The organism is Acidimangrovimonas sediminis (assembly GCF_002871005.1).
Classification (GTDB): domain Bacteria; phylum Pseudomonadota; class Alphaproteobacteria; order Rhodobacterales; family Rhodobacteraceae; genus Acidimangrovimonas; species Acidimangrovimonas sediminis.
On the sequence record NZ_PHSN01000054.1, the window covers coordinates 1 to 11,336 of the forward strand.

12 protein-coding genes are annotated in these 11,336 nt (G+C 55.8%); 5 read left to right on the plus strand and 7 right to left on the minus strand.

Annotated features, from left to right (window positions below):
• The first annotated feature begins 60 nt into the window (after nt 1-60).
• Nucleotides 61-522: a metallophosphoesterase gene (locus tag CVV76_RS24025; protein WP_102227217.1), complete on the plus strand. Its 462-nt coding sequence runs from the start codon at nt 61-63 to the stop codon at nt 520-522.
• A gap of 279 nt (nt 523-801) precedes the next feature.
• Here CVV76_RS24025 and CVV76_RS24030 read toward each other — a convergent pair whose 3' ends face one another.
• Together CVV76_RS24030 and CVV76_RS24035 are read right to left on the minus strand one after the other, a co-directional pair.
• A complete protein-coding gene (locus tag CVV76_RS24030; RefSeq protein WP_102227218.1) occupies nt 802-1,383 on the minus strand; it encodes an NYN domain-containing protein in 582 nt (193 codons plus the stop codon).
• 378 nt (nt 1,384-1,761) lie between these two features.
• Nucleotides 1,762-2,217: a GNAT family N-acetyltransferase gene (locus CVV76_RS24035; protein ID WP_102227219.1), complete on the minus strand. Its 456-nt coding sequence runs from the start codon at nt 2,215-2,217 to the stop codon at nt 1,762-1,764.
• A gap of 290 nt (nt 2,218-2,507) precedes the next feature.
• Here CVV76_RS24035 and CVV76_RS24040 point away from each other — a divergent pair, with 290 nt between their 5' ends.
• The gene (locus tag CVV76_RS24040; protein WP_102227220.1) at nt 2,508-3,020 is read left to right on the plus strand and encodes a GNAT family N-acetyltransferase; all 513 of its coding nucleotides are present in this window, start codon (nt 2,508-2,510) and stop codon (nt 3,018-3,020) included.
• A 400-nt stretch (nt 3,021-3,420) separates the two neighbouring features.
• On the opposite strand, the gene CVV76_RS24045 is transcribed toward CVV76_RS24040, so the two are convergent.
• Nucleotides 3,421-4,140 carry a hypothetical protein gene (locus CVV76_RS24045; protein ID WP_146010386.1) on the minus strand — a complete coding sequence of 240 codons (720 nt, stop codon included), beginning with the start codon at nt 4,138-4,140 and terminating at the stop codon, nt 3,421-3,423.
• 455 nt (nt 4,141-4,595) lie between these two features.
• On the opposite strand from CVV76_RS24045, the gene CVV76_RS24840 reads away from it, so the two are divergent.
• Nucleotides 4,596-4,841, plus strand: coding sequence for a DUF1413 domain-containing protein (locus CVV76_RS24840; protein WP_146010387.1), 246 nt, complete (start codon nt 4,596-4,598; stop codon nt 4,839-4,841).
• Between the two features lie 162 nt (nt 4,842-5,003).
• Here CVV76_RS24840 and CVV76_RS24845 read toward each other — a convergent pair whose 3' ends face one another.
• Both CVV76_RS24845 and CVV76_RS24850 read right to left on the minus strand, forming a co-directional pair.
• Nucleotides 5,004-6,455, minus strand: coding sequence for a P-loop ATPase, Sll1717 family (locus tag CVV76_RS24845; RefSeq protein ID WP_146010388.1), 1,452 nt, complete (start codon nt 6,453-6,455; stop codon nt 5,004-5,006).
• Nucleotides 6,456-8,062: 1,607 nt separating this feature from the next.
• Nucleotides 8,063-9,205, minus strand: coding sequence for a hypothetical protein (locus CVV76_RS24850; RefSeq protein WP_146010389.1), 1,143 nt, complete (start codon nt 9,203-9,205; stop codon nt 8,063-8,065).
• A 354-nt stretch (nt 9,206-9,559) separates the two neighbouring features.
• Here CVV76_RS24850 and CVV76_RS24050 point away from each other — a divergent pair, with 354 nt between their 5' ends.
• Nucleotides 9,560-9,991 carry a PDDEXK family nuclease gene (locus CVV76_RS24050; RefSeq protein WP_146010390.1) on the plus strand — a complete coding sequence of 144 codons (432 nt, stop codon included), beginning with the start codon at nt 9,560-9,562 and terminating at the stop codon, nt 9,989-9,991.
• A 241-nt stretch (nt 9,992-10,232) separates the two neighbouring features.
• Here the strand turns inward: CVV76_RS24050 and CVV76_RS24055 are convergent, their stop codons facing one another.
• Nucleotides 10,233-10,646: an ester cyclase gene (locus tag CVV76_RS24055; protein ID WP_102227223.1), complete on the minus strand. Its 414-nt coding sequence runs from the start codon at nt 10,644-10,646 to the stop codon at nt 10,233-10,235.
• 120 nt (nt 10,647-10,766) lie between these two features.
• Between CVV76_RS24055 and CVV76_RS24060 the strand changes: the two genes are divergently transcribed.
• Nucleotides 10,767-11,132 (plus strand): winged helix-turn-helix transcriptional regulator, encoded by a 366-nt coding sequence (locus CVV76_RS24060; protein WP_102227224.1) that lies wholly within the window; start codon nt 10,767-10,769, stop codon nt 11,130-11,132.
• Here CVV76_RS24060 and CVV76_RS25540 read toward each other — a convergent pair.
• A partial coding sequence (locus CVV76_RS25540; RefSeq protein ID WP_233193148.1) for a hypothetical protein occupies nt 11,097-11,336 on the minus strand: 240 nt, incomplete at its 5' end. The genes CVV76_RS24060 and CVV76_RS25540 overlap by 36 nt on opposite strands.

The window sequence follows — 11,336 nt, forward strand, 5'->3', positions numbered from 1 at the left end:
TCTACGTCCGAGCACCCGTAAAAACGGGGGGATTACCGTCCCTTCGGTTCGATCGACGAGATGAACGCGGTGCTGATCCGGAATTTTCGGGACTGTGTCGGTTCTAATGACGATCTCTGGATTCTAGGGGACTTTGCTTTCGTCAAGGACGTGAATCGTGTCAGCAGCTGGTTTCACCAGCTGCCCGGGCGCAAACACCTGATCATTGGCAACCACGACGACGAGGCGATCGTCTCATTGCCTTGGAACAGTATCGCCAACATCACCGAGATGCGCGATGGCGACCAGGCGCTCGTGCTTTGCCATTACCCGATGATCACTTGGAACGGCGCCCGCCGTGGGGCACTACAGCTGTTCGGTCACGTCCACGATCAGTGGAAGGGCTCTCGAAATAGCGTCAACGTGGGCGTTGACCAATGGTCTTTCCGACCGGTTCAGATCGGCGATGTCATCCGCCGTGCTCGAAAACTGCCAATGAACAAACACTGGGGAGATGTCGAACATGGCAGCGAGCTGGAGTAGGGTATAGTCGCAGATCAACGACCCATCCCGAGCCGACCTCAACGCCTGTGTCTGCAAAGTGCAGGAAACGGACCTGCGTTCGAGAGAGGTAAGCCCATACTCACCCGGAAATTCGGACCTGAACTGCCGTTCGCGGTCGCCATCAATGCTGCACCTCCGTCCCTTAAACCGGACGTCGACCCTCCGCACCCTATGGGACGCCCAATATCGCGCGGGTGCCGTTGACACGCGCTGACTGTCAATTGCGATCGGTCTTACCTTGTGACGTTCACTGCAGTCTTACCGGGCCGGATCGCTGGGAAGGTTCAGCCAGAGCTGGCCTGAGCGATAACCGCCCCGGACCAAATGGCCTTCCTCGGCCACCTCGGGGTGCCGGTCGGCCCAATCGCGGAAGCGATCATTGCTGACAACCTGAGCTTTGTATTCCCGGGCGGCGGCGAGAATGATTTCATCTGCCGGGGTGCCCTTTGAGACGACCATGACACGATCCCGATGCAAGCCCAGCAGCTTCGCCAGTGCGGCGTCATTCTGATATCGGTTGAACAGTTTATATCCGGCATTCGCATCGAACACGACGCCAGGCACATAGCCTTGAGCGCTCAGCAACCGAATGGTGTCTTTGACCGCTGCAATGTCTGGGCCGTCCCCTTTCCAATGCATGATGTTTGAGCCATCGAGAATGATCCACCGCTTCTTCGCGCCGAGCGAAAGGCCTGTGCGCCGAAGCTCCCTGAGAAGCAGGATCAGGCTGGCCAGAGCGCAGGGAACCGCGATCAGGAGCACGTCCGAGAGCCCCGGCGCGATGAGCCCCGCGACCAAACCCGCGCCAGAGAGGATCAGAATGAATAGCAGCACGAACATGGCAAGTCCCCTTTCGCGATCAGGAGACTACGGGAAGTGCGGTTGAGCAACATCGAGTGTCATCAACCTCGGCAATCGTAGCACTTCGGGTTGCAGCTCTATCCATCCGACAGGCCCTGCAACGCGATCGCGTAGGGAGCAAAGGGGAGCATGCAGGTCATCGACACCAAGGCGTTGGCGGGCGTGGGCAGCCGAAAAATCCACAGTGATAGCTCGCGGCAAGCCCTTCGCTGAGCCGACGCTAGCGGCCCTGAGCCGACCTTGGTCGGGATCACCGTTGCCGCGGTGCAGCTTCACGAGACCGGCCATTCGTCCATCGCGCAGCATTTTGGGAGGGTGAAGGTCGGCGACGCGGACGAAGCAGACGGTCAGGAGTGTCTAAATCACTTTCTCCAGCACGATGGTGCGCTCGTCACCGTCAAAGACCTCTTTGACAAAACTATACCCAAGACGCGTGTAAAAATATTCCGCCGTTAACGATGCGGGGACGCGCAGGGATTGAACACCTGACGCACGCGCGAGGTCCTCAATCTGCACCATGAGGCTTTGTCCGATACCTTGTCCCTGTTCGTCCGGATGGACGAAAACCGTGCGGACGACATCATGGTCGAGACTGGCGGTTCCGACAGCCGTATCTCCGCGCAGAGCAATCAAGATCTGCCGTTTCTCGATAAGTGCCCTGAGGGTCGTTTGTGAGAAATTCGCCGCCACACGTTCGATCACCTCGGGCGAGTAGTCCCGAGCATTGCTGATCTTGATCGTCGCTTGAATAAGCGAGCTAAGGGATGCAGCGTCATTTGCAGTCGCTGGACGTAGGTGGACATCAGGTCTCATTGGCAGATCTTAGCTACAGAGATCATACCAATGCAATGGCTGGTAAGGGCTCGGAGCGGACCTGCGGCGGTGCGGCAGGCCCCACGCCTGAGGTAGCCAGGTCCGTGGCACTCTCGGCCCAGAGCCGACCTTCGATCTGCGCGGCTCCGGGCGCAGTGGCCTCCCCGAAGCTGCCGCACGGTTCCCTGTGCAGCATTCACACGGCTCGAGCGACGACATTGCGGGACATTGCTGTCGTTGCCTTCTTCTCCTAACTTCACTGCACGCCGCAGAATACTGGGAGCAGAAGCGTGAAATTCCGTACCGGCCAGCCGTCTGACGCTGCGGCTCTTGCCGCCATTTCAATCGAGGTTTGGCTGGGAACGTATATCCGTAAAGGCGTGAACGCCTTTTTCGCTGATTTTGCACTGAACGAGTTCACAACACCCAAACTGACTGCCGTGCTGGAAGCCTCGAACGAGCATGTGATCGTGTCGGAAAACGAAGACGGCATTGATGGCTTCATCCGTCTCAGTCAAGGCAAAGAAGCCCCTGTCTCAGGATGCTCCACTATGGAGATCTCGACCCTATACGTTCAGCCTCGGCACCACGGAAGGGGTCTCGGGAAAGCACTTCTCGAGCAAGGTTTGATCTACGCGCGCAATGTAGATGCCACATCGGTATGGCTGACGACCAACTCCGAAAACACGCCTGCGATTGCTTTTTATCTAAAGCACGCCTTCGAAAAAGTCGGCACCACACATTTCACAATCCAAGACCAAGCATACCTTAACGATGTGTTCAGGCGTATCGTCCCCGCGTAGACACTCGACCGGCAGCTCAGGGCTCAGAGCCGACCATCGCCGCGCAGGGCACCAATGTCGGGACCGCAGACGTAGGAGACGTTGCTTCTGGACGCGACGAAGGGCGGCACCCGAGCGCGACAGGGCGCCGCGACGATTGCCTTATGCGTTTTATGGGGACGCCCTGCCGCCGATCTTCTCCTCGGTAAAGAAGCGTTCGCCCGTCCTGAACTACGCATTCCGCTACCGAAGAGATAACCATCGACAGTTCCGTTGTCCGTCAGGGAAGCCCGCGTAGGTTATTGGAGTTCCTATCTCTTTTCACTCGATCGCAACACCCTTGGAATATCCGAACTGTCTCGTGCGATTGCTGCACAAAGCTGTCGTTGAGACGAGAAGACCATCGACTGGAAGTTCCAGTTCAACCGCGGTCCGGCCTTTCGCTGTCGTGTCCGTGTGATTGATGCAGCTTCCGTCTTGCTGCCTCCTGGCGGAGTATCCGGTTCCGCTGCCGCCTCCTGCTGTCGCGCTTCCAAAGCAGGTGGTCGGCAAACTGCATCACCCTGCCAACCACCGCCGCGAGGAGGAGCGCCCAGGACATCGCCGGAATCCAAAAAAAACACGCGAAAAAGAAGGCCCCGAGAAGGTCCGGCGAGAAGCGGATCCAGTCGTATCTGAAGTGGAACCCCATCCCCGTGTAAATCTTGGGGAGCGTGAAGTAGGCAGCCGCCGCGCAGATTGTAAAAAAGGCCGCGGCGCCAAACATGCCCTTGCCTGGCCGTGTCGCATCGAAATATTCAGATCGGCTGTGCAGTGCTTTCGGGACGACGACCGCGGCGCTGGCAATGAAGATGCCCGGCAGCGACGCGGCATAGACGGCGAAATAAAGATAGAGCGGGTTGCTCGTCGACCGGTAGACCGTGCCAATGCTGCTCATGTCGATGAGGCCGGAGTGGCGCTGATAGAAGTCCAGGACGGCGGGCACAGGAAGCAGTGCATATTCGGCAGCGAAGGTAACAAAGCCCAAGACCGCAGGCAGAGAGAAGATGAGCCACCAGACCACTGAGGAAGGACCACCTAACGCGCGCTTGCCTTCGGAGAGCGAGCGCTCTGCCACACCAGATCTTTCGTTGGCACGCAACACATTCCCTCCGAGACTGGGACTAGGGGAGGCTCCGCGAGGGCTGAGCATCCTCCGCACCTTAACGCCCTGAATCGGCAGAATTTGGGTGGGTGCTCACTGGCTATAGCTCCAGTTGCCAATGCCGATTTCCGAACGTTCTTAACGTAGAATCCTATATGGCCGCGCGGACACTTGTCCACTGCAACGGCATGCGTGGGGCCCGGGCGGTCAGGAGCGGCCCGGCGGCGCGTTCGGTGGCTTTTCCCACGCAATGGGCGCGCACTTTCGGCAAGGTCCGCTCCGGGCTCAGAGCGGACACGCGGCGCTGCGGCGCGCGTGCGCCTGGCAGGCAGCGGTGGCCGTCGCTCCCGGCCCACTGCAGACATTCGTGACAAACGTCTTCGCTGCGTTGCGGCTTCCCGATAGCCGGCATCGTTCATACACTGCCTGTGAACAGCCAATGAGGGTAGCCAATGGCCATACTCGATGATTTTAACGATGAGATCATCCGCAGAGTCGCAACACTTGAGCCGGGCGAACAGTTTTCGCTTCGCACGCTCTTTGGCGGAAGGGAGGAATTTTCTAGATACCCAACTTCCGGCCAGCGCAAGGCTCTGGGAACACAGTTTCGAAGGGCCGTAGAAAAAGTAGTGTTCCAAAATATCGAATATTCTCATCACGCACAGTCGCCCGCTGAACATTGGTGCCGCCGGATTTAACGGCCCAGAACCGACCTTTGCGCCTGGCACGGCAGATAGCCGGACCCAGCCCAAACGCTAGATTCGAGCTGATCGCAGCATACGTTCGGTCCAGACAATTAGCTCACCTAAGCACGGGTATGGGCGATTACCCAAGATAAGATTGAAGGTTTTACGCCTCATCTAATCTAGACTCGAAAGAGAAATCCTCGCCAGCAATGTATCCACTCCTTGCGGCTCAAGCGCCCATCGATATGCGGGATGTATCTCCCATTTGAATCCGAATTGCGCCCTCTCGTTCATGAGAAGTTGGTTTTCCTCAAAATGCTTTCTGACAATATAGCCGTCCCTCTCAAATCTTGCGGTAATAAAGTCGCACTTGTACAGAAAGCGCGCCAGATTCTGCGCAGTGACCTTATCTCCATTGGTAAATCTTATTGTAAGTCCCGAAATTATTGTCTGCAATTTGTTGTAAATTTGACCATCATCGAACACTGGGCCAATACCAGCCTCTCGCTCCTTATTTGTCTGCCTCATGCCTAAAAGAACATTTTCAATTTGCGGGAGCTCTGTCTTGAACTCATTTATCACATCCCTAAGCCTTTCGTTGCTATATCTTTCGAAGACGCGCTGAAGATGCGCTGATTGAATAATTTCAGCCCCATCCTTTGCCGCCTCTTTGGCGGCATAGTAAAATAGCTTTACAAGATCTCGCGGCCTCTTTCTGACTAGGGTCATTAAGATTCTATAAGTATCCTCTTTTTCCCACTTCCCGCGCCCCTCAAATTTTGGGGCAATCACTCTGTTGAGCTTATATGCGATGTCTTTTTGCCTCATGGCGACCAATTTCTTCTCATCAACCTCCTCGCCAAAGTACGTTGCTACACGCTTCGCCATAGCTGTGAGAATCTCATGATTCGACCAAATAAGCCAAATAAGATTTCCCTCAATCTTATCAGTAGATTCATCTGATGTCCGTACAAGATGATAAACATCTGTCCGGAGACCAATTCTGAACTGTATCCTGCTATCCTCACCAGCCATATCTCGAACGGCGTTTAGAAGTGCGGAGATATTAGAGATGTCGCTAGCCCGAGCTTCCCAGCCTCGGTCTAAGTCATCGAGATAGATGCGAATTCGTTGGCCTGTACGGAAGTCTGACACTGTCTTCCGTCCGGCTTCGTCCAGTTGCGCATCAGCCTCCTTGAAGTGCTTGCCCAATGAGCTCAATAGGTGTCGAACGCCACCAGTTATCGGCGCGACCCTCTTAGCTTCTTCAAAGAGGTCGGCCGCCTCGAGCGACTTTTTTACAATAAGTGTGCTAAGACCAACTTTCCAGTTCTCAACTAGGGCCAAAAAGCTCGTCGCTTCCAAGTCAACGCCAGAAAAGACGTCATTTGGTCGGATCCATAGTGTGAGAAAGCCGTCCTCAGCATCCTCAAGATGACAAATTTTCAAAAGAGCACTTTTCCCTACCCCCTTGTGCCCGACCAAAACCCGAATTGGAAGGTTGGCTTTTAGGTTTTCATACGCTCTATTGCGGAAAAAATACGACTTAAGTCGCTCCGGCCTTTCATTCTCAGCATCTTCGTTGCCAAATATTTCGTAGATCGTCTCATCAGTAAAATTTGGCACCAGCTACTCCAGTTTGATTTTGACATTCGGTGCTTTCAAGCGGTAGGAAGCACGCATCAACAGCAACCAATAAGTCACCGCAGTTTATGAGTGTGGCTTGACTATACCATAATGCTTTCGCAATCGAGCCAGAACAAGAACTGCATGTTTAGAGAGGTCCGCGCATGCTTCATCTCGATATCGATCCACTCCGCCATAGTCTGGTGGCGCTTGCCCTCTAGGATCCGATTTACTCTCTACGCTTCGCGCTTCTCCGCTCAACCAAAACATCCAAGCTGTAATATCTGAATTGAGGAACTCCCATTCTATCTTTGGTGATAAGGGAAGGGTTGGGCACGGATCAGAGAATCTAGCGTTCATTACATCGTTCGGATCTATCTCAAGCCCTTGGCTCTGAGATACAATACTGCATTGAGTTATGAATAACTCTAGCTCAGCCGCGCAGTAAAGCGCGGCAAGCTTGGCGCGTCTTTTGACTCGGACACTCTCTAGTATTAAATCTCGAGCAAGATTTATTCCGCCTGCAACGATTTGAGCTGACAGCGCCGCGAGGGCTCCAATCAATGCGGAAAGGATGGCAATCCCTTCTGGTTTTGAAACAAGGTCTGCGACGAACTTCAATCGACTATTCCTTCACGACAGTCAAAGCGCTGAGGCTTGCTTCTTCACCCACAATGCGCCACTGCAAACCTCTAGCACAAACCTGCTGTAACACGAAGTAGGGGTATCCAAGTTCCCCAAGCGTGACTACTACATATTTGTTGGTGATTGGGGATACATGACCTTTGGGTGCAGGGCGCGAAGAGCCGTGTTTCGAAGAGGGGTGTCCACAGTAGCGCAAACCCTTACGGATGGGGTCACGGCAGTAGACTTCGACGGCAAGCAATCCATTTCGCGTCTCCATCCCCTACTGGTTCCGACTGCAGGGTATTTGAGGTTCAGGGTTAGGGGACTTTTGGATTTGAATGCGCCTAGCGTTTACGCAGAATATTTGACTAGCCGCACTCTGCGGACAGCGGCCGTCTACACCAGGCGCAGCGAACGGCAGTTCTGGCCCGGCGCATGGCTGTAGTGCTGCATCGCATGTGGGTCGATGGCACGAACTTCAGGATGGACGCCGCCGCCTGATCCAACCCGCTTCGCCTGTCTGATCGCAGGCCGCCGAGGTCCCGAAGGGACGCGGTTCCGATGATGTCGGGCTCCGGACCGTCGCCAGCAAGGCTGAGCACGCTTATGAGATGGACACGTCGGAACTGCATCGAACCAGCATCTTGTCGGCAGCCCGCCTGGCTGACCACGAACCGAAGCACGTTCCCCAAAGACCTTGAACACGAGCCGCGCTGAGGCAATCGAAACGACCGCATCAAGGGAACCCGCCAGCGGGATTGGTTCTGTTCAGCGAAATCGCTTGACGGACGAGGACCCGTTACCGAAGTCTGGAGCCTAGTGAATGTCTGGGTAGGGCCGTTCATGTCGGCCGACACAGGGGGCGGGGAGCGGCCGTTCGCTGCGCGGAGTTCAAACGGCTGGTTCCGAGGTGAACTTCTCCTCGGCTTTCAGGCGTTGGTCTTAATGCCTACCATCCGCATTACCCGAATAAGCCAGTTTTACAAATTCGATTTCTGATCTCGGTTTGTATCGGGCCAGACCGGGTAAGCACCGCGGTCAATTATCTGGCGTAAGGCATTTTGAATTTCGCCCGCTATCATTCGTTCATCGATTCTTGGATGCTGCTGTGTTTCACCAGTGTGAACTGCCTTCGACAGAAAGGCATAGACTTTTCTCGCGCGCGTCTTGCTGAAACTCGTGTATTCCGGTGCGCGTTCCGAGATGCGCCTCGCGATCTGGCTTCCTTCCTCAGGATTGAGAAAGATGTTTTCGAGGCAAATTCTAAGATTGATGGCCTTGTTCGCCCAATTAGAATCGATCTTCACATCATTGAGGCGTTTAAGCGCGATCCGAAGTCTGTCCTGTGTTTCTTCATTTAGGCTATCAAACGCGCTGATCAACCTTCCGGCGCGTTGCGCCTCAATACCTAGGATCTCGGGTCCGAAGGCCACGTGCGGTTCGGCAAAGGGATTGTAGGCAAGGCCTCTCTCCAAAAAGCTCAGATTCGTTGGAACAAGTGTGGTCGCGGCCAGTGCGGGAACGCCATAGTCGGCGGGTCTGGCTAGGGATAAGATCAGCCGCGTATCATCCAGCAATTTGATGAGTCTGGATTGTTCGTTCAACGCCGACCAGTCGGTTTTTCGATCCTCATCCTGTGTTCGAATATCCTTTTTGGCAATGAAGTCGGTGGCCAATACAGCATCTATGCGCCAGCCCATTTGTGAGCTCCAGCGTTGACGCAGCAGGCTATCTCGTAGTGGGGACTCCGGCAGGTCTTCAAGATCAACAAGGCGCACTCCGTTTGAAAACGTGAAAGCGTTATCTATGTGAATGTTATGGAGTAACAGAATTTGTTCTAGGTGAAGATGATCTGCTGCTTGATAGCTATTCACCTCTTGCAATGCGGTTGCGGCACCGACCACGGTTGCGCGACGAACTATGCTCTGAGCGAATTCGTCCATCGTAAAGGCTGATCCGGAAGTCCCGATTGCATGAATGCAATCATTGTCAAATTCCTCATATTTGCCTGATTTTCGGAGATGCGCCGAAAGCTCTCTTAGCGCCTCACGAGGTGCTAACCCGTATGGGTCAACTTGAGCGGCGGCCGTCTGGATCGCCTCGATGAGCTTTTCTACATTCATGAATTAATATTAAACACACGATGGTCTCAGTGGGGCAATAGATTCGTTCCTCAGATACATAGGGCGGAATAGCGGTTTGTGAGGTTTAGCGGTTATGTCTGCCGTGGCGGCGATAGTCCTCTCCGTCCCATACAACGGACTCTGTGCTAGTGAAATGCTGCGCGATGCACGAACGGCAAGAATGCGGAAGTGGCACTTCGGCGCTGAGCGGTTAGAACAAGGGCAGCTCAGGGCCGAACAGACCGACGCCGTACGTCGAGAACTTCCGCTTCTCCCCCGACGCGCATCTTGCAGGGATCGTCTCGCTCGTTGCACAGTAGGGGAAAATGAGAGGCGCGCGCCGAAATGTCTGAAATGCAGAAGCTTTCCCACCAACAATCCGGCAATCTCGGCGAGGTCCTCGCCCTCGCGAAGCTAAATTCTTTAGGGATCGCGGCCTATGCCAGCCCCGAGGGGGCGCCGGGGCACGACCTGATCGCGGTGGTGGATGGCTTGGCGCACTCAATCGAGGTGAAGACCCGTCAGTTCCTCGAACGGCCAACCGAGATTTCGCGCTGGCCGGTCGACATGGCTACGAAAGGTGACGCTGACTTTTTCCTCTTTGTTGAGCTCGATCTGCGAACACTCTCACCGACGTTCTATCTCTTGACGAACGAACAGGCACGCGCGACGCACCGCCTCTCGAAGGGGCTCGGGAACTGCTATCCGTCGCACGTCCGCAAGGCTGCTGCGGCAAACGACTTCTCGCCGCTTCTCGCCGCAGGTGCGTCTCATACGCTGACGTAGATATCAGCTGGGCCGAGCGGACCTAGCGCAGCCTCGAACGTCTTGACCTATCGAACATTGCTGCACGCAAGTGCAGACGGCTGCTTCAGAGAAGCTGCGCCGCAGCGAGGTCTGTCTTCGCGGACGTCCGGTTCGGGCCGCCTCTGCCGAGCAGCCCCACTCGCCTGGGTGTCGAGCGCCGCACCGCCGCAGGTCCGGTTCGAGCCCAGGGCTGCCTCCGGGGCAGCTCTGGCATGAAATATCAACTCAGCTGCTGCTGCATGATCGATGACGCGTTGTAACAGTGGAAGGCGGCGACCTTCCCGTCCTTCATCCTGAAGACATCGCAGCAGGGGACGTCGATGACCTTTCCGGTTGCGGCAAGCGGGCCCGCCGGCGTCATAAGCGTGCCGTGATGCGTGCCGCGGATGGCCAGTTCAACGACGACCGTATCGCCCGACACGTCGATACTGAAAAGCTCCCGGTGAATGTCGGGAAAGGCTTCGGCCATCCCGCTTGCGACAAGCGCGATATCGGCATCGCGAAACTCCATCTGGCTGGGAATGTCGCGGGCGTAGCCGTCCTGTCCGAAGCAGGACACGAAGGCCTCGATGTCCAAGGAGGCCGCCTCGGCAGACATGTAGAGTTTCTCGATGGTGTTCCTGTGATCCGTCATCCTGGGTGCCTTTCCCTTATCAGGGCATGGTGTTTCGACAATGGCTGTGGCCATGGCGTCCAGATAGACAGTGGGTTACCTGAATGATAGAACCTACCAAAAGGTAAGGGTAAAATTGAGATGGATCGAACGGAGACGCCCTGCGGTCTGGATGTGGCGCTGCTGGTCATTGGGGGCAAATGGAAGCCGCTGATCCTCTTTCACGTCCAGGACGGGCCCACGCGCTTCTCGGAGATCCGGCGGCGGGTCGGCGGGGTCAGTGAAAAGGTACTGATCCAGCAGTTGCGCGACCTGGTCGAGATGAATGTCCTGCTGCGACGCGATCATCATCGCGTCCCACCCGTGGTGGACTATGCGCTGACGCCATTCGGCGAGACGCTCGTGACGGCCCTGGCCCCGCTGTGCGAATGGGGCACCGTGAACCGGGAGCGGGTCAGCGCGATGAGGGAGTCAACGGCGATGGAGCGGAATGCCTTGGTCGGGTGAAGGGGTGGAAAGTCCCGCGCAGCTGACCACTGGCAGCAGGCCATGCTGCATATTGCCTCGAATGGCCGCTTTGAAGAAGTGCGCCGTAGCGGAAAGCGTGCTGACGAATGGCAGCAGTGGGCCGGATATACAGGGCTGCATCTGCTGTGAACGGCTCTGTTGCGCAAATCCCTGCAGGGATTCATTTCGTGAATCCAGTATGGT